The organism is Roseateles flavus (assembly GCF_039872765.1).
Lineage (GTDB): Bacteria > Pseudomonadota > Gammaproteobacteria > Burkholderiales > Burkholderiaceae_C > Roseateles_B > Roseateles_B flavus.
Map to the genome: position 1 here is coordinate 232,295 of NZ_JBDPZC010000001.1, position 16,899 is coordinate 249,193.

Consider the following 16,899-nt stretch of genomic DNA (forward strand, 5'->3'; position numbering starts at 1 on the left):
CGGGAGGGTGACGGCTCCAAGTCAATTCGGACTCCGACCATGTTGCCTGCCGAGCCCGTAGTCACTGACCTGCCCGGCGTCAACTACCCTGAGCTGCGTGTCGTCTCGCGGAGGAATGTTACCGGGCGAGTTGTTGTCGACGCGCAATCGTTTTTCAGTTTCTCAATCGAAGGCTGTGGGCACGTGGGTGAAGGTGGTGGCGGTGGGCAGCTCGCCGCTTGCCCGTAGCTAGCGCCGACGCCTGAAGGTCTTCTCCACCGGGGCGAGCAGGTCACCCGCCTCGCAGCCCAGGCCTTTGGCCAATTTGAGCAATGCAAGCAGTGTTGGCTGGCTCAGTCCGCGCTCAAGTCGACTGATGTACGAGCGCTCGATTCCAGTCTCCAGGGCCAGCGCCTCCTGGGAGAGACCCGCCTCGAGGCGTCGGCCCTTCGCTGCCCTTCCAAACGCCTTTGCAATTCCTGCATCAAGGCTGCTATAGCCCTTCGGGCGGCCAGGTTTGAGGGAAGTCTTCGGGCGGACAGGCATCCGCCGAAGGGTCTAAGAACTGAGCTATCTACGCCACGTTATAAATAACTCAAAACGATTGGCTTCGTGCTCAGGGTGACCGGGGGCGTGGGCTGTTCCGGCGCAGTACGCGCAGGCCTGCGGTGCCGTGCGGGGTCAGTTCTGCATGCAGCTCGCTGAGGAACTCGATGAAGTCGGTATCGAGGGCGCTCAGCCAGTCTCTCAGCTCGATGACATCAAGCCTGCGCTCGCCGCGCTCCACCTTGCTGACCAGCCCCTGGTGACGGCCCAGCAGCAACGCCAGATCTCGTTGCCGAAGGCGCCTGCGCGTGCGTGTGCGCTTGAGCAGTTCGAGAAAAATCTCGTTGTGACGTGAGTGCAGGATCTTGGGCATGGTGCAGTTCGTTGCGAACCCTACGCCATCCTGTGCCGTATTCGGTAAGCGCTTTTTTTCCCGGGCGGGCTAGGCGCCCTTTCGAGGAAATGCTTTGCGCCAGGGCGCGGCACAAACAGAATTGTCCTGCGTTATTTAAAACTCAGGAACCCATCCATGATCTCATCAAGCCGACATGGTGGCGCCGCATATCTGCCGCTCAACTTGTACAGCCATTGACCGCACAAGGAGTACAAAACTGCAGGAGCTTTCACATGAACTTGCCCCATCCGATGTCTCTCACCTTTGCCAACGAGAGGGACGCTTCGGATATCGAAACGCAGCCGCGGGTGCTGGTTCATTCCTGGCGGTTGATCAGGACGCGAACTGGCACCCTTCACCTGGTCACATTCAGGGACGTGGGCGATGAACAAGAAACCGTTTGCGTCACATCGGCGATCTCAGCCGTTGAGCGAGGTAGGGTGGCTGTGACCACATCATCGGGGCGGATGTATGAACTGGCGGGTCCAGCCGAAGAGCGCGAAATCGAGCGCGAGATGCTTCGGGCGGGAGCGGTCAGGTTAGGCATGGGTGGCGCGGTTGACGTCAGCGTGTTGGCCTGGGATCTCGTGGGCCTCGACTGAGTCGCGTTGCGACTTCAACTGGTCGGCAATCATGACCATTGCTGCCAACGTCGTTGCCCTTATTGCGGTGCAACGGAGGGTGCTCGACGAACTGGCGAAGTTCGTCGAGACGCCTGGGTACCTGCGCCTTCTGGCGGCGGCCGTGGCAATGGGGGTTGATGAAGATCCTGACCCATGGCTTTCGCAGTGGCTGATCAAGCCGATCTATGGCTTGAATTGTCAACAAACATGGTGACAAAACCAAACGAGATTAACCGTTTGGAGCATTACTTGAAGTAGATGTTCACGTTTGTGGTCTTGTAAGCTTGGATAATCAACCAAGTGACGAAACAACTCGGTGTCAAGTACGCAGCCTACTGTCGCGAGATTCGGTGCGATCGTTGTGGTGACATCGCTTCGGACAGCGACGACAACTTCGACCAATTCCTTAAGCTGGACTTCGATGTTGGCTACTATTCGCCGCTTGGCGATGGCCAACATGTCGACCTCGCTCGATGCCATGGCTGTGTAATGCATGTGCTCGGTCGCTGGCTGCGGTTCTCCCCCTCAGAATGGGCTGGCGGCCCAAACGGGTCGAGATTGTCAGAGGGCGACTGGCGAGTGACACAGGTCAATGGGTCAACATCCTTGTTGCTGACCACTCAGTCTCTGAAGACGCCGCCAATGCCGCTCTGCGCGACCACCTGGTATCACCAGAGATCAAGGGATCGTGATCGCTCCAGGCTGATCGGTGGCGTGCTGGGCGCTTGATCTTCTCGGCAACATGGCTGAGGGGCGCCAGCGAGGCCTGCAAAAGTGCGGAGTGCTGCCTCAGCATGAGGGCAAGAAGGTTGGGGTAGGCCGGGCGCTGCGCGCCCGGCAAGCCCGTGGACAACGCGTTGCGCTGCCCACCTACATGAGACTCGGAAGCTCGAAAAGCCCACATCCAGGATCTACCTGACACACTTTTGAACAAAAGTGCTTGACTACATTGGATGCGCTTGTTGGCAGGAAATTCCAGCCCGCTGCTGAGCAGGGCGGCCCGCACGCGCTCGCGGGCTTCTTTCACTTCCGTGTCGGCCAGGCCGACCAGGGTGAAGCTGGGCAGGCCGTTGGCCAGGTGGACTTCGACGGTCACCGCTTCGGCGCGCAGGCCGTCCAGGGCGCGGCTGTGGATCAGGGCCAGGGTCATGTGGCAGGTCTCCCTGCCGGCCATTCTGTAGGGCCCCGAGCCGGCTCGATGGCGGCGTCCTCCGCAAGGGGCAGGACAAGCCGCCGGGGCGGTGCCTCAGAACTGGAAGGGCCGGACCACGCCCACCGTGGCGCTGACCTGGCGTGCCTTCTGGGTGACGGGGCTCTGCGCCGCGTCGCCACGCAGCTGCGCCAGCTCCAGCGATGCCGCAAGTCGCCATTGCTGGCTCAGCGCCATGTCGAACTCGATGCCCAGCTGCACGCTCTTGATGCCGGCGCGCGGGGTGAACTGGGGCCGCCCGGAGGCCGCCGCCTGTCCCTCGGTGACGCCAAAGTAGGCCTGCTGGTAGCGCCGGTCGGCCCATGTGAGGCTGGGCGCCAGGGTCAGCTGCATGTCGTCGGCCCGGTACAGGGGGTAGGACAGGCCCAGGTTCAGCTGGCGGCCCTTGTGCGAGGTCAGCGCCTGGCGGGCGCTGCCGCTCAGCGCAAGGCCGCCCATCTCTGGCAGCACATAGCTGACCATCCCCACCGCGACGCCCGTGGCGCGGACTTCGCCCATGCCCTTCAAGGTGTCGCTGCCGGGTCGATAGCCCAGCAATCCCAGCTTTCGCTTGCCGCTGTCCACGCGGCCAGGGTCGACTTCCAGCCCCAGATGGACGCGGATTGACGGAGCCAGCACCGGGGCCCAGAGCAGGCCTCGATTGCCGATGGACACGGTGCCCATGCCGGCGTCGTGGTAGCTGAACTCCAGCCCGACACCGGGCAGGACACGGCTGTCCTGGCTGCCCTGGTAGCGCGGGGCCACGACGGCGCCGAGGAAGGCGCTGCCGGACCAGCCGGGATGGGCGGGGGCAGTCTCGGAGGCTGTCGACTGTGCCTCCGCGAGCAGAGGCAGGGCGCCCATGGCGAGGCCGATGGCGGCGAGGGCCCGGCCGATGCCGCCGGACGGGCGCTGGCGTGCAAGGCGGGACTGCGAGGACGTGGACTTGAGAGAGCGGGACATGGAAGGCATCCAGTTGATTGGGTGCCTGCATCCTAGGAAGCATCGCCGGGCGTCAGGGGCGGTGGGCAGCGAACAGTCGATTCAAGGCTGCCAACGACCGCTGCGCGCCGTGAGCGGCAGGAAAGGACTCACATGGCTCGGAAGCGATGGGCGAAGAGCCGGCTGACCGGCAGCTGGGCTTCATGCCCATGGAGCCCGGCGCTCAGCCGGCCGTTGTCATGGCGCGCGACATGGGCGATGGCGCTGGCTTGCACCACCACACTGCGATGCAGCTGCCAGAAGCGCTGCGGATCCAGACGCAGGACCAGGTCCCGCAGCGCCATGCGGATCAAGGCCTCGCGCTGGCGGGTCACGACGCGCACGTACTTGTCGGCCGCCTCGAAATACAGCACATCGGCGAGCGGTATCAGGTAGGTCACGGAGCCCACGGCGGCATTGATGACGCTCAGCGGCTCCGCGCCGGCCGTCTGCGGACGCAGGACGCCGTCGAGGCGCTGCAGTTCGGCGCCGACGTCATCGGCCGTGCCCGCATCGCCCGAGGCCCTGGTCAGGGCCAGCCGATCCTGCAGGCGCTGGATGGTGCGCTGCAGCCGGTCCTGGCTCAGGGGCTTGAGAAGGTAGTCGATGGCGCCGTGGTCGAAGGCCTGCAGGGCGTAGTGGCCGTAGGCGGTCACGAAGACAAGAAGGGGCAGGGCAAGGCCCTCGGGCCACTCCTCCAGGATGGCCTGCGCCGCCTCCAGGCCGGAGCAGGCGGGCATGTGGATGTCCATGAAGATCACGCGCGGCAGGTGCTCCAGCGCCAGCGCGATGGCGGCAGCGCCGTTGTCGGCCATCGGCAGCAGTTCGAGCCCCGGCCAGAGGGCCAGCAGCTGTTCCTGCAGCCGCTTGGCCAGGACGGGTTCGTCTTCCACGATGAGGACGAGCAGGGGTTCAGTCATGGGGTGCGGGTCTCGCTTGAATCAGGGGGATGTGGAGCAGCGCCCGGACGCCGCCGGACTGGCGCGGGCTGACCTGGACGGACGCTCCAGGGCCGAAGGCGTAGCGCAGCCGCTGCCGGACATTGCTGATGCCAATGCCTTTGTGGGGTGAGGGCATCGCTTCGGCCTGCAGGCCAGCGCCGTCGTCCAGCACCTCGACGTGCAGGTGCTCATCCTGCAGAAAGGCGCGCACCTGCACGGCGCCGCCCTGCAACTGGCCGTCCAGGCCGTGCTTGATGGCATTTTCGACAAGCGGTTGCAGCGTCAGCGGCGGCAGCAGCACCGGAGCCAGCGCGTCCGGCAGGTCCAGCGCATAGCGAAGCCGCGAGCCCATGCGGATGGCCATCAGGCGCAGGTAGTGCTCCACCAGGGCAATCTCCTCGCGCAAGGGCACCAGGTCCCGCTCGCCTGTCTGCATGCTGGCGTGGAGCAGTTCGCTCAACGCTTCCAGCAGGCGCTGTGCCTGCCGGGGCTCATCGTCGATGAGGGCATGGGCGTTGGCCAGGGTGTTGAACAGCATGTGGGGCTCGATCTGCTGCTGCAGCAGCTGCAGTCGGGCGCTGGTGGCCCGCATCTCGGCGTTCTCGGCCCGCAGGCGCTCGGCTTCCAGGCGGTCGCGCTGATGGGTGAACAGGATGGCCACGCTGGACACCAGGACGGTGAGCGCAACGACCAGCACATCCCACGGGTGCCAGGTCAGCGGCAGGCGCAGGGGGTCATTCAGCAGCAGGCTCGCCAACAGGGCGCCCAGGCCGAAGCCCAGTGGAACCACCGCCATCCGCAGCAGGTTCAGGACCAGGGGGCGCTTCCATCGCGAGGCGGGGCGCAGCAGCAAGGGCAGCTCGCCCAGGCCATGGATGCTGTAGCCGATGCACTGGGAGTAGACGAACAGCTGCCACCAGGGCCGGCCGATGCTTTCCAGGTCCAGCCTGTCCGACTGGAGTGCGCCGGTGCCCAGCGCCATCAGCAGCAGCAAGGTGGCCACAGCGGTGTTGAGTCCGGCGACCAGCAGCAGGTCACGTCCCAGTGAGCGGGCATGAGCGGAGGGGCGCAATCGCAAGGAAGGGAACGGCATGAGGAGGTGGGGGCGATGGTTCGCGCGAGCGGCGCAGGCGTCAGTGTCGGCCCTGTGGCAGGGGGCGCGATGCGGCTGGCGCCCAATGGGGCCTGCCGAGGCGTGAAATGCATGCCGGAGGCGGTGAGTGTTCCGCGCGGGCCTCGCCCAGGCACGCCGCCCAGGTTCAGGAACGGTTGTCACCAAATTGGTGCGAACCGGCCACCCATCCCCTGAATCGGTGCGCGCCCTTCGCGCCGGGGGGCAGCCGCCGCACGGGAGCGTGCATGCCTGCCCTGCCCATGGGCGCTTGATGGGGGGCGTGAGCTCGAGCGCTGCCTGGCACGGAAGCTGCAAGAGGGACTGTCGAAAGTCATTTCACCATCCACTTTGCAGGAGTCCCCGCGATGAAGTCCCTGTTTGCGCTGCTGGCCCTCTCCGTCACCGCCACCGCCATGCCTGCCTGGGCCGACGAGCCGGCCAGCCCGCTGAGCTTCAATGCCAGCCTGACCACCGACTACCGCTACCGCGGCATCTCGCAGACCCGGCTGAAGCCCGCGCTGCAGGGCGGCGCCGACTACGACTTCGGCAACGGCTTCTACCTGGGCACCTGGGCCTCCACGATCAAGTGGGTCAAGGACGGTGGTGGCGACGCCAGCGTCGAGATCGACGTCTACGGCGGCTACAAGACCGAGATCAGCAAGGGCCTGACGCTGGACGTGGGCTTGCTGCAGTACGTCTACCCCAGCAACAAGCTGAGCCCCAGCGCCAACACGCTGGAGATCTACGGCGCTCTCACCTACGGCGTGTTCACCGCCAAGTATTCGCACAGCACCAGCAATCTCTTCGGCTTCCCCGACTCCAAGGGCTCGGGCTACCTGGACCTCAGCGCCGCCCTGGACCTGGGCGAGGGCTTCACGCTGACCCCGCACGTGGGCCACCAGCGCGTGAAGAACCTGGGCAGCGCCTCCTACACCGACTACTCGCTGACCCTGGCCAAGGACTACGCCGGCTTCACCTGGAGCGGCGCCCTGGTCCGCGCCAGCACCGATGCCTATGTGGGCCCCGGCGACAAGAACCTGGGCAAGAGCGCCCTGGTGCTGGCGGTCAAGAAGGTCTTCTGAATCCGATCGCAAGGAAGCACACCATGAAACTGATCACCGCCGTCATCAAGCCCTTCAAGCTGGACGAGGTCCGCGAGGCGCTCAGCGCCATCGGCGTGCAGGGCCTCACCGTCACCGAGGTCAAGGGCTTCGGCCGCCAGAAGGGCCACACCGAGCTCTACCGCGGCGCCGAGTACGTCGTCGACTTCCTGCCCAAGGTCAAGGTCGAGGCGGCCGTGGATGACGCGGTCGTGGACCAGGTCATCGAGGCCATCGAGACCTCGGCCCGCACCGGCAAGATCGGTGACGGGAAGATCTTTGTCTCGCCCCTGGATCAGGTCGTGCGCATCCGTACTGGCGAAACCGGCAAGGATGCTCTCTGAGCATCGCCACAAAACATCGTTGGAGTGATCCCATGAAGAAACTGCTTGCCTCCCTGGCCCTTGCCGCGGCGGTCTTCGCCCCGGGCGCCTGGGCCCAGGACGCCGCTTCGGCCCCGGCCGCTGCGGCTTCAGCCGCCGCCGTGGCCGCCGTGGCCGCAGCGCCTGATGCGGCCCCGGCCTCGGCCCCTGCCGCCGCCGCCGCTTCCGCCCCGGCCGAAGCCGCCTCGGCGCCCGCGCCCACACCCAACAAGGGCGACACGACGTGGATGATGCTGTCCACCCTGCTGGTCATCATGATGACGGTGCCAGGTCTTGCCCTGTTCTACGGCGGCCTGGTCCGCAGCAAGAACATGCTGTCGGTGCTGATGCAGGTGATGGTCACCTTCTCGCTGATCGTGGTGCTGTGGGTGCTTTACGGCTACAGCTTCGCCTTCACCGAGGGCAATGCCTTCATCGGCGGCACGGACCGGCTCTTCATGAAGGGCATCTGGGACAACGTCGCCGGCACCTTCTCGAACGCCGCCACCTTCAGCAAGGGCGTGGTGATCCCGGAGATCGTGTTCGCCGCTTTCCAGGCCACCTTCGCCGGCATCACGGCCTGCCTGATCGTGGGCGCCTTCGCTGAGCGCATCAAGTTCTCGGCCGTGCTGGCCTTCATGACGATCTGGTTCACCTTCAGCTACCTGCCCATCGCGCACATGGTCTGGTTCTGGGCCGGACCGGACGCCTACACCAGCGCCGCCGTCGTCGACAAGGTCAACAGCACCGCCGGCCTGATCTGGCAATGGGGCGCGCTGGACTTCGCCGGCGGCACCGTGGTGCACATCAATGCCGCCGTTGCCGGCCTGGTGGGCGCCTTCATGGTGGGCAAGCGCATCGGCTACGGCCGCGAGGCCTTCACGCCGCACAGCCTGACGCTGACCATGGTCGGTGCCTCGCTGCTGTGGGTGGGCTGGTTCGGCTTCAACGCTGGCTCCGCCCTGGAAGCCAACGGCTTCGCGGCCCTGGCCTTCATCAACACCTTCGTCGCCACGGCCGCCGCCGTGCTGGCATGGAGCGTGGGTGAAGCCCTGCACAAGGGCAAGGCCTCGATGCTGGGCGCCGCCTCTGGTGCCGTGGCCGGCCTGGTGGCCATCACGCCGGCTGCGGGCAATGTGGGCGTCGGTGGTGCCCTGGTGATCGGCGTGGTCGCGGGTTTCGCCTGCCTGTGGGGCGTGTCCGGCCTGAAGAAGCTGCTGGGCGCGGACGACTCGCTGGATGTCTTCGGCGTGCACGGCGTGGGCGGCATCATCGGTGCCCTGCTGACCGGGGTGTTCAACTCGCCGGCCCTGGGCGGCCCCAGCGCAGTGGGCGACTGGGTCACGGCCTCCATGATCGCGCCGGATGCCTACAGCATCGCCAGCCAGGTCTGGACGCAGGCCAAGGCCGTGGGCGTGACCATCGTCTGGTCGGCCGTGGTGTCCGTGATCGCCTACAAGGTCGTGGACCTGACGATCGGGCTGCGCGTCTCCGAAGAGGAAGAGCGCGAGGGCCTGGACATCAGCTCGCACGGCGAGACGGCCTATCACAAGTGATCTCCCGCAGGCCCCCTCGCATCGGCGAGGGGCGCAGCAAAAAGGCCGCCCGAGGGCGGCCTTTCTTCTTGCGGGCGGGCCGTCAGAGCGGCTTGCGCTCCAGGGTCCACTCCTTGGCACCGGCGGCACGGCCGTAGATCAGGCCTTCCGGGTTCATGAAGAGCAGGGTGTCGTTGTACTCGCTGGCAAAGAGGGCGGAGGCCGGGGTGGGCGTCTCGTCGCTGATCGTGGTCCAGCGGCCGCCTTCGCCACCACGCTGCATGATGGCCGTGGAGAACACGAAGGCGCCCTGGCCGCAGACGTTGTAGGCCTGGCCCTGGTAGCCGTAGGCCACCGTGATCATCTTCATGCAGCCCTGCTCGTCCTTGGTCCAGGTGGCACCCTGGTCGCGGCTGACGTAGACCTTGTTGCGGCTGTAGGCGACGAGGGTGCCATCGCGCAGGGCCGTGACCTGGCGGGGTTCCTCGAACGAGGTCTTGCTGCGGGTCCAGCTGCCATCCTTCAGGTCCATGCTGTTCACGAAGCCGTTGGCGGTGACCATCACGTAGCGCTCGCCCACGATCCAGCCGCTGGCGGCCATCGAGGCCAGGCGGATCCAGCCCATGGCCTCAGGCTTGTCCGAGCGGCTGCCGGCCTCGCGGCGCAGCTCCTGCCAGGTGCCGGACTTGAGGTCGTCGGTGGCGTACAGCACGGCGTCCAGGCCCTCGACGGCCAGCAGGTAGACGCGCTGGCCCTGGCGCGCCAGGTTGACGATGAGGCCGTGCGTGGGGGCGCTGAGCGCCTGCCAGGTCTTGCCGGCGTCGCTGGTCTGCATCAGCAGGCCTTCCTCGCCGCCGACCATGAAGCGCTGGCGGTCGGTGGCCAGCAGGGCGGTGATCTCGCGGGTGTCGCCGGTGTCCAGGCGTTCCCAGCGGCCTTCGGAGTCGCGGGCCAGGACCTGGCCCAGGTTGCTGCCGGCCAGCACGTCACCGCTCTCCAGCATGCGCGCTGCATTGAAGGCGTAGGTGCTGCTGCGGGCCATGGCGAGGCGCTTCTGCGGGTCTTGCTCGTCCTTCCAGGCCTGGATGGCCTCGGTGGCCGAGGCCTTCTGGATCAGCGACTGGATCAGGCCCACCGTGAGCGTGCCCACCACCGCCGTCATGCCGGAGTTGCTCATCACCAGGGTGCGGCCCTGCTGAGCCTGGTTGCTGCGAGCCGCCACCTCGTTGCTGAGGCAGGGGCGCACCGGGGCATGGTCGGCCATGGCCTGGTGCAGCGCGGGGTAGCTCAGGCGCACGCGCTCGATCTGCGGGGCGTCGAAGCCGTCGCAGAGGATGGTGTAGCCCTGGCTGCCCGTCGGCTGGTAGATCAGGGTGCCCAGGCTGGTGACGGTCTGGGGCTTGACCTCGAACTCGCCGATCACGCCCTTGAGGTCACCCGTCACCCGGCCGGCCAGCTTGGGAGAGAGCATCTGCACCAGCTGGTACTTGCCGGCAGGCAGCACGGCCTCGAAGACCTGGCTGCTGTTGTTGCCGCTGCCCTTCTCGGCCTTGATCTCGATCTCGCGCTTGTCCTGGTTGACCAGCGTCAGCGTTTCCCATTGGTTGAAATACAGGAAGTTGCCGCGGTTGGTGCTGGACGCGTTGGTCACGATGCGGCTGGTGAACAGGCCGGAGTCGGCGGGCACCTCGCCGGCGGCCAGGCAGCCCAGCGGGGTCAGGGACAGGGCGGCCGCCAGGCCCAGAAGGCGCGCGGGAGTGCGCCGTGCAGTCGGATGCATGCGAAGTGGTCCATTGGAAGTCGCCCGGGGCGACGGTGGCGGCATTCTAGGAAGGCCCTCGTGAGCCCGTGGCCGGGTTTGTGCGAGGGGGGGATGCCCTAGCGGTCCTGCCGATGCTTGAGCAAGGCGTTCAGCAGCTCGGACAGCTTGGCCGGGCTGAAGGGCTTGGGCAGGAAGTAGTCGGCGCCGGCGGTGCGGGCGGCTTCGTGGTCGGCCGAGGTGGCCTTGGCGGTGAGCATCACGATGATGGTCTTGGCGGTGCCCGGCGCCGCACGGACCTGGCGGCAGAGCTCCAGGCCGTCCATGCCGCCGGGCATCATCATGTCCAGCAGGACCATGTCAGGGTGCCAGCCGAGGATCTGGTCCAGCCCGGCGGCGCCGTTGGCGGCCTCGCGGATCTCGTAGTCGTCGTCCTCCAGGGCCCAACGGATCAGTCGGCGGATGTCGGCCTGGTCTTCAACGATCAGCAGTTTGGCAGGCATTGTGGGCAGGGCGGTGCAGCGTTGATCGGCCAAGCATAGCGCCGCCACTCGCACAAATGGTGCGTCGAAGGGCTTGCATTCGGGCAATACGCCCTCAGTTGCGGCCTCCTAGAATCTCCCTGCCCCGTCAGCCCAGGACTCTCCACCATGGTTCCACATCTCGTCACCGCCCTGAACGGCCCCATCAAGGAACTGGAGCAGCGCATCCTGGAGTCCCTGCCGGCCATCGAGCGCTGGTTCCGCCTCGAGTGGATGGAGCACACGCCGCCCTTCTACAGCTCGGTGGACGTGCGCAATGCCGGTTTCAAGCTGGTGCCGGTGGACACCAACCTCTTCCCGGGCGGCTTCAACAACCTGAATCCAGACCTGCTGCCGCTGTCGGTGCAGGCGGCCATGGCGGCCATCGAGAAAATCTGCCCCGAGGCCAAGAACCTGCTGCTGATCCCTGAGAACCACACCCGCAACAGCTTCTACCTGCAGCACCTGCAGACCCTGGTGCGCATCTTCACCCAGGCCGGCCTCAACGTGCGCCTGGGCAGCCTGGATGAAAGCCTCACGGCACCCGCCTCCCTGGCCCTGCCGGACGGCGGCAGCCTGGCGCTGGAGCCGCTGGTGCGCAAGCGCGGCCGCCTGGGGCTGAAGGACTTCGACCCCTGCACCATCCTGCTCAACAACGACCTCTCCGCCGGCATCCCCTCGGTGCTGGAGGGCCTGCACGAGCAGTACCTGCTGCCGCCCCTGCATGCCGGATGGACGCTGCGCCGCAAGTCGCGTCACTTCCAGGCCTACGAAGAGGTGGCCAAGAAGTTCGCCAAGCTGCTGGGCATGGACCCCTGGCTGATCAACCCCCTCACGGTGGGCGTGCAGGGCCTGGACTTCGCCGAAGGCCAGGGCATGGAGGCACTGAAGGACCAGGTCGACCAGGTCCTCACCAAGACGCGGCGCAAGTACAAGGAGTACGGCATCCAGGAGAAGCCCTTCGCCATCGTCAAGCCCGACGCCGGCACCTACGGCATGGGCATCATGACCGTGCGTGACGCCAAGGAGCTGGAGGAGCTCAACCGCCGCTGCAAGAACAAGATGTCGGTGATCAAGGACGGCCAGCCCGTCCACGAGGTCATCGTGCAGGAGGGCGTGGTGACGCACGAGCGCGTCAACGAGGCCGTGGCCGAGCCGGTGGTCTGCATGATGGACCGCTACGTGGTGGGCGGTTTCTACCGCGTGCATGCCGACCGCGCCGCAGACGAGAACCTCAACGCTCCCGGCGCCAGCTACGTGCCCCTGGCCTTCGCCCAGTCCACCCAGCTGCCGCGCCCCGGCGAGACTCCTGGCGCCAGCGCGCCCAACCGCTTCTACATGTACGGCGTGATCGCCCGCCTGGGCATGCTGGCCGCCAGCTACGAGCTGGAGGCCACCGACCCCGAGGCCGAGGTCTACGCCTGAGCCTCAGCCCCCGAGGCAGGGGGGCATGCCCAGCTTGCATGAGACAGGCGGAGTCCTGAGGGCTGGCGAGCGCACAATAGCCACTTTTGACTCCTCGGCCTGACCTGCGTCAGGCCGTCGCGCCTGTGAGCTCGAGCCACGAACAACAACACCGCAGCCCCGGCATCCTTGCCGCCATGACCCTGGGCGCCCTCGGGGTGGTCTACGGCGACATCGGCACCAGCCCGCTCTACGCCCTCAAGGAAGTCTTCCACGGCGGCCATGTGCCCCTGAACTCGCAGAACATCCTGGGCGTGCTGTCCCTGCTGTTCTGGACCATGACCATCGTGGTCTCCTTCAAGTACGTCCTGCTGATCCTGCGGGCCGACAACAACGGCGAGGGCGGCCTCATCGCCATGCTGGCCCTGGCCACCCAGGCCGTGAAGGAGAAGCCCACGCTGCGGCGGGTGCTGATGGGCGTGGGCCTGTTCGGGACGGCCATTTTCTTCGGGGATGCGGTCATCACGCCGGCCATGACGGTGCTCGGTGCCGTCGAGGGCATCGACGTCTATGCTCCGCAATACCACCAGCTCATCGTCCCCATCACCCTCATCGTGCTGGCCGGCCTCTTCGCGGTGCAGCGCTTCGGCACCGGTGGCGTGGGCAAGGCCTTCGGGCCGGTGATGCTGGTCTGGTTCGCCAGCCTCACCTTGCTGGGCCTGCCCCAGATTCTTGAGAACCCCAAGGTGCTGGCGGCCGTGAATCCGGTCTATGCCATCGAGTTCTGCCTGCACTACGGCTGGGTGGCCTTCGTGGCCCTGGGCGCGGTGGTGCTGGTGGTCACGGGGGGCGAGGCGCTCTACGCCGACCTCGGCCACTTCGGCAAGCAGCCCATCCGCATCGCCTGGTATGCCATCGTGATGCCAGCCCTGGTGATCAACTACTTCGGCCAGGGCGCCCTGCTGCTGGAAGACCCCACGGCCATCAAGAATCCCTTCTACCTGATTGCGCCCTCCTGGGCCGAGATGCCTCTGTTCGGCCTGGCCACGCTGGCCGCCATCGTGGCCTCGCAGGCCCTGATCACCGCGGCCTTCTCCGTCACCAAGCAGGCGGTGCAGCTGGGCATCCTGCCGCGCATGCGCATCGTCCACACCTCGGTGCGCGACATCGGCCAGATCTACGTGCCCTTCATCAACTGGATGCTGTTCGGCTTCGTGGTCGTGGCCGTCGTGATGTTCGGCTCGTCCAGCAAGCTGGCCGGCGCCTACGGCGTGGCGGTGACCATCGACATGACCATCACCACGGTCATGACCTTCTTCGTGATCCGCTACGGCTGGAAGTACCCGCTGGCGCTGTGCGTGGCGGCCACCGGCTTCTTCTTCCTGATCGACGTCACCTTCCTGGCCTCCAACCTGCTGAAGGTCGCGGCCGGTGGCTGGTTCCCGCTCCTGATCGGCATCTGGATGTTCACGCTGATGCTGACCTGGAAGCAGGGCCGCCAGCTGCTGTCCGACAAGCTCCGCGAGGACGCCATCGACATCAAGGGCTTCCTGGAGGCCGTGTTCCTGAGCCCGCCGCTGCGGGTGCCCGGCTCGGCCGTCTTCCTCTCGGCGGAGCAGGGCATCACGCCCAATGCGCTGCTGCACAACCTCAAGCACAACAAGGTGCTGCACGAGCAGAACCTCTTCGTGACGGTCAAGCACCACGAGAAGCCCTGGATCGGCTTCGACAAGCGCGTGGAGGTCGAGAGCCTGGGCAACGACTGCTGGCAGGTGATCGTGCACTTCGGCTTCAAGAACGAGCCCGATGTGCCCGAGGCGCTGAAGCTGCTGGAGACCCGCGGCGTGCACCTGGACGAGATGGAGACGAGCTACTTCCTCTCCCGCGACATCGTCATCCCCACCATCGGTTCGGGCATGGCCCTGTGGCGCGAGAAGCTCTTCGCCAGCATGCACCGCAACGCAGCCGCGGCGGCCGACTTCCTCCACCTGCCCACCAACCGCATCGTGGAGCTGGGCTCCAAGGTCGAGATCTGAGCCCCGCACCACGCCGGCTCACGGGGCCGGCGCGGATTCCTCGGGCTTGAGGGGCGGCGCCACGCGGGGCAGGCTCAGCGTGAACACGGTGCCTGCGCCCGGCTGGCTGTGCACCTGCATCCGGCCGCCCAGCACCTTGTGCACCAGGCGGTCCACGATCACCATCCCCAGCCCCATGCCGCCCGCGTTGAGCCGGGTGCTGAAGAAGGGCTTGAAGAGCTGCTCCAGCGTGGCCTGGTCCATGCCCCGGCCGTTGTCGCTGACACGGCACTGCACCAGCTCGCCCTGCGCCTCGGCCTGGATGCGCACCTCGCCGGCCTGGCCGTCCTCGAAGGCATGGAGCAGGGCGTTGTTCACCAGGTTGATCAGCACCTGGCCCAGGGGGCCGGGGTAGCTGTCCATGCGGATGCCCTCGGGGATGTCCAGCACGACCTGGTGGACCTGCAGGCGCAGGGTGGGCGCCAGCGAGCCGATTAGCTCACCCACCGTCTGGCTGAGGTCGAAGCTGCGGCGCTGGGCGCTGACCTGGTCGGCCGCGACCTGGCGCACATCGCCGATCAGGTCCACCGCGCGTCGCACATTGCGGCTGATGAGCTCGGCATGCTCGGCGCTGTGCTGGAGGAAGCTGTCCAGCTCGGCCCGGCGCAGGCTGCCCTGGGCGATGCGGGCCTGGAACTGCAGGGCTTCCGTGCGCAGGGACTCGCTGCACACCAGGGCGTTGCTCATGGGCGAGCTGAGCTCATGGGCCACGCCGGTGACCAGGGCGTCCAGGGTGGCTCGCTGCTGGGCCTGGGCCAGGGCCTCGCGCGATTCGCGCAGCGATTCCATGGCCTCGGCCAGGGCCTCGCCGCGCTCCACCACCCGGGCCTCCAGCGTGGCGTTGAGCTCCAGCACGCGGGCCTCCGCCGCCTTGCGGTCGGCGATGTCGACCATGGTGCCGGCGATGAGCTGGGCGCGGCCCTGGGCATCCCGGCGCATGACCTGACCCCGCGAGTGGATCCAGCGCCACTCGCCGGACTTGCGGCGGTGCCGGTACTCGACGTCGTAAGCCGGCGTCTCGCCGCGCAGGTGGCGGCGCAGCGCCTCGCGGACGCGGGGCAGGTCCTCGGGATGGCAGTCGTCCTTCCAGTCATAGCCGGGCCCGGGCTGGAACTCGCCCACGGCATAGCCCAGCAGGGTCTGCCAGCGCTCGTTGACATGGGTCTCGCCGCTGAAGAGGTTGTGCTCCCAGGTGGCGGCCTGGGTGCCGTCGATCACATGCTGCAGGCGCTCGCGTTCCAGGGCCAGTTGCTGGCCGGCCAGCGCGGTGCGGCGGCGCTCGGCCAGGGCGCGCCACAGGGCGGCGCTGATGAGCAGGGTGCCGGCGATGCCCGCCAGCAGCCCGGCCAGCGGCTGCCGGTGCTGGCCCGCATCCAGGGTCTCGGGCAGGGGCTGCAGCAGCAGGGTCCAGGGGCGGCCGGCGATATCCATGCCGAAGCGCTGCTGCAGGGCGCGCGCCGGTCCCTGTTCCGCAGGCTGGAGGGCGTTGCCGCTCTCGGACACCCGGCTGGTGAAGCGCACGGGCGCCTGCTCCTCGCTGCCCTCCATGGCCCACAGGCCCATGCCGCCCTGCCGCGCCCGCTCCACCGCCGGACCCAGCAGCAGGGGCAGCTCCACCACGGCGGCCAGGTAGCCGCGCAGGCGCGGCTCGCCGCCTTCCGGTGCCGCGTCGAAGACAGGCGCGGTGATGGCAAAGCCCCAGGAGCGGCGGGCCCCGATGTCGTCGCGGATCACGGCAAAGCTGTTGGAGGCCACCGGCCGGCGCTGGGCCGCGGCGGCCAGCTTGGAGGCCATGCGAGCGGCGTCCGGTGCCAGGTCGTAGCCCAGGGGCGACTGGCCGGCGGGCCAGCCGTACAGCACCGGCACATAGCTGTCGCGCTCGGGCGCCACCTGCCAGCCGCGGCCATCGGGCCGGGGCTCGCGGATCTCGAAGCCGGCCAGGCCCTCGGCCCGGGCGTCCCGCTCCAGCTGGCGGCGCTCCTCGCGCCCGGTCACCAGGGGCTGCCATTCGATCAGGGTGCGGGGAGGCAGGGAGGCCGAGAGCTCGCGGGCGAAGTGCTGGAAGGCGGGCAGCCGCAGCGGCTTGTGGGTGCTCACCAGCAGGCCTGCGCTGCGGCTGGCCTCCACGATGCGGGCCAGGGTCAGCTCGACCTCCAGTCGCACGGGCTCGGCCATGGCCTGTGCGTGCTTCATCGCGTGCAGCTGCTCGGCCTCGGCCAGGGCGCGGTAGACCCAGACGCTGGCGGCGAGCCCCAGCCCCAGGGCCAGCCCCAGCAGCAGCAGGTCGCTGGATCGGCCCACCGCCAGGGGCGGCGCAAGGGGAACGGAGGAAGAGTCGCTCATGGACGCGATCCCATCGCGGCAGGGAAGGAGCTT

General features: G+C 67.4%; 15 protein-coding genes and 1 pseudogene. 7 read left to right on the forward strand and 9 right to left on the reverse strand.

What is annotated here, in order from left to right; all coding sequences use genetic code 11:
- Positions 1-228 precede the first annotated feature (228 nt).
- Together ABDJ40_RS24715 and ABDJ40_RS01050 are read right to left on the reverse strand one after the other, a co-directional pair.
- Positions 229-525, reverse strand: coding sequence for a helix-turn-helix domain-containing protein (locus tag ABDJ40_RS24715; RefSeq protein WP_430765581.1), 297 nt, complete (start codon positions 523-525; stop codon positions 229-231).
- A gap of 70 nt (positions 526-595) precedes the next feature.
- A complete protein-coding gene (locus tag ABDJ40_RS01050) occupies positions 596-898 on the reverse strand; it encodes a helix-turn-helix domain-containing protein (protein ID WP_347604937.1) in 303 nt (100 codons plus the stop codon).
- Positions 899-1,152: 254 nt separating this feature from the next.
- Between ABDJ40_RS01050 and ABDJ40_RS01055 the strand changes: the two genes are divergently transcribed.
- Both ABDJ40_RS01055 and ABDJ40_RS01060 read left to right on the forward strand, forming a co-directional pair.
- Positions 1,153-1,521, forward strand: coding sequence for a hypothetical protein (locus ABDJ40_RS01055; RefSeq protein ID WP_347604940.1), 369 nt, complete (start codon positions 1,153-1,155; stop codon positions 1,519-1,521).
- A gap of 31 nt (positions 1,522-1,552) precedes the next feature.
- Positions 1,553-1,756 carry a hypothetical protein gene (locus ABDJ40_RS01060; RefSeq protein ID WP_347604943.1) on the forward strand — a complete coding sequence of 68 codons (204 nt, stop codon included), beginning with the start codon at positions 1,553-1,555 and terminating at the stop codon, positions 1,754-1,756.
- Between the two features lie 723 nt (positions 1,757-2,479).
- Here the strand turns inward: ABDJ40_RS01060 and ABDJ40_RS01065 are convergent.
- The 4 genes and pseudogenes from ABDJ40_RS01065 to ABDJ40_RS01080 form a co-directional block, all read right to left on the reverse strand.
- A pseudogene (locus ABDJ40_RS01065) lies at positions 2,480-2,692 on the reverse strand (magnesium chelatase domain-containing protein); the annotation flags it as partial.
- A gap of 96 nt (positions 2,693-2,788) precedes the next feature.
- Positions 2,789-3,694: a MipA/OmpV family protein gene (locus tag ABDJ40_RS01070; RefSeq protein WP_347604946.1), complete on the reverse strand. Its 906-nt coding sequence runs from the start codon at positions 3,692-3,694 to the stop codon at positions 2,789-2,791.
- A gap of 128 nt (positions 3,695-3,822) precedes the next feature.
- Complete coding sequence (locus ABDJ40_RS01075) at positions 3,823-4,632, reverse strand: LytR/AlgR family response regulator transcription factor (RefSeq protein ID WP_347604949.1); 810 nt, start codon at positions 4,630-4,632, stop codon at positions 3,823-3,825.
- On the reverse strand, positions 4,625-5,731 hold the full coding sequence (locus ABDJ40_RS01080) for a sensor histidine kinase (RefSeq protein WP_347604952.1): 1,107 nt from the start codon (positions 5,729-5,731) through the stop codon (positions 4,625-4,627). The genes ABDJ40_RS01075 and ABDJ40_RS01080 overlap by 8 nt, the downstream gene beginning before the upstream one ends.
- 401 nt (positions 5,732-6,132) lie before the next feature.
- On the opposite strand from ABDJ40_RS01080, the gene ABDJ40_RS01085 reads away from it, so the two are divergent.
- Genes ABDJ40_RS01085 through ABDJ40_RS01095 form a run of 3 tightly spaced genes read left to right on the forward strand, consistent with a single transcriptional unit; the run spans position 6,133 to position 8,785 of the window.
- The gene (locus ABDJ40_RS01085) at positions 6,133-6,849 is read left to right on the forward strand and encodes a TorF family putative porin (protein WP_269632291.1); all 717 of its coding nucleotides are present in this window, start codon (positions 6,133-6,135) and stop codon (positions 6,847-6,849) included.
- 23 nt (positions 6,850-6,872) lie between these two features.
- Positions 6,873-7,211, forward strand: a complete 339-nt coding sequence (gene glnK / locus ABDJ40_RS01090; RefSeq protein ID WP_269632290.1) for a P-II family nitrogen regulator — start codon at positions 6,873-6,875, stop codon at positions 7,209-7,211.
- 32 nt (positions 7,212-7,243) lie between these two features.
- On the forward strand, positions 7,244-8,785 hold the full coding sequence (locus ABDJ40_RS01095; RefSeq protein ID WP_347604957.1) for an ammonium transporter: 1,542 nt from the start codon (positions 7,244-7,246) through the stop codon (positions 8,783-8,785).
- A gap of 82 nt (positions 8,786-8,867) precedes the next feature.
- Here ABDJ40_RS01095 and ABDJ40_RS01100 read toward each other — a convergent pair whose 3' ends face one another.
- The gene (locus ABDJ40_RS01100) at positions 8,868-10,544 is read right to left on the reverse strand and encodes a WD40/YVTN/BNR-like repeat-containing protein (protein WP_347604960.1); all 1,677 of its coding nucleotides are present in this window, start codon (positions 10,542-10,544) and stop codon (positions 8,868-8,870) included.
- Between the two features lie 98 nt (positions 10,545-10,642).
- Positions 10,643-11,026, reverse strand: a complete 384-nt coding sequence (locus ABDJ40_RS01105; protein WP_347604963.1) for a response regulator transcription factor — start codon at positions 11,024-11,026, stop codon at positions 10,643-10,645.
- 147 nt (positions 11,027-11,173) lie between these two features.
- Between ABDJ40_RS01105 and gshA the strand changes: the two genes are divergently transcribed.
- Together gshA and ABDJ40_RS01115 are read left to right on the forward strand one after the other, a co-directional pair.
- Positions 11,174-12,469 (forward strand): glutamate--cysteine ligase, encoded by a 1,296-nt coding sequence (gene gshA, locus ABDJ40_RS01110; protein WP_347604965.1) that lies wholly within the window; start codon positions 11,174-11,176, stop codon positions 12,467-12,469.
- A 176-nt stretch (positions 12,470-12,645) separates the two neighbouring features.
- The gene (locus ABDJ40_RS01115; protein WP_347607322.1) at positions 12,646-14,484 is read left to right on the forward strand and encodes a potassium transporter Kup; all 1,839 of its coding nucleotides are present in this window, start codon (positions 12,646-12,648) and stop codon (positions 14,482-14,484) included.
- Positions 14,485-14,502: 18 nt separating this feature from the next.
- On the opposite strand, the gene ABDJ40_RS01120 is transcribed toward ABDJ40_RS01115, so the two are convergent.
- Complete coding sequence (locus ABDJ40_RS01120; protein WP_347604968.1) at positions 14,503-16,866, reverse strand: ATP-binding protein; 2,364 nt, start codon at positions 16,864-16,866, stop codon at positions 14,503-14,505.
- Between the last annotated feature and the right edge of the window lie 33 nt (positions 16,867-16,899).

Bases quoted from the DNA above. Each gene is read 5' to 3' on its own strand.
- ABDJ40_RS24715 (WP_430765581.1), bottom strand. From the start codon at position 525: ATGCCTGTCCGCCCGAAGACTTCCCTCAAACCTGGCCGCCCGAAGGGC.
- ABDJ40_RS01050 (WP_347604937.1), bottom strand. From the start codon at position 898: ATGCCCAAGATCCTGCACTCACGTCACAACGAGATTTTTCTCGAACTG.
- ABDJ40_RS01055 (WP_347604940.1), top strand. From the start codon at position 1,153: ATGAACTTGCCCCATCCGATGTCTCTCACCTTTGCCAACGAGAGGGAC.
- ABDJ40_RS01060 (WP_347604943.1), top strand. From the start codon at position 1,553: ATGACCATTGCTGCCAACGTCGTTGCCCTTATTGCGGTGCAACGGAGG.
- ABDJ40_RS01070 (WP_347604946.1), bottom strand. From the start codon at position 3,694: ATGTCCCGCTCTCTCAAGTCCACGTCCTCGCAGTCCCGCCTTGCACGC.
- ABDJ40_RS01075 (WP_347604949.1), bottom strand. From the start codon at position 4,632: ATGACTGAACCCCTGCTCGTCCTCATCGTGGAAGACGAACCCGTCCTG.
- ABDJ40_RS01085 (WP_269632291.1), top strand. From the start codon at position 6,133: ATGAAGTCCCTGTTTGCGCTGCTGGCCCTCTCCGTCACCGCCACCGCC.
- glnK (WP_269632290.1), top strand. From the start codon at position 6,873: ATGAAACTGATCACCGCCGTCATCAAGCCCTTCAAGCTGGACGAGGTC.
- ABDJ40_RS01095 (WP_347604957.1), top strand. From the start codon at position 7,244: ATGAAGAAACTGCTTGCCTCCCTGGCCCTTGCCGCGGCGGTCTTCGCC.
- ABDJ40_RS01100 (WP_347604960.1), bottom strand. From the start codon at position 10,544: ATGCATCCGACTGCACGGCGCACTCCCGCGCGCCTTCTGGGCCTGGCG.
- ABDJ40_RS01105 (WP_347604963.1), bottom strand. From the start codon at position 11,026: ATGCCTGCCAAACTGCTGATCGTTGAAGACCAGGCCGACATCCGCCGA.
- gshA (WP_347604965.1), top strand. From the start codon at position 11,174: ATGGTTCCACATCTCGTCACCGCCCTGAACGGCCCCATCAAGGAACTG.
- ABDJ40_RS01115 (WP_347607322.1), top strand. From the start codon at position 12,646: ATGACCCTGGGCGCCCTCGGGGTGGTCTACGGCGACATCGGCACCAGC.
- ABDJ40_RS01120 (WP_347604968.1), bottom strand. From the start codon at position 16,866: ATGAGCGACTCTTCCTCCGTTCCCCTTGCGCCGCCCCTGGCGGTGGGC.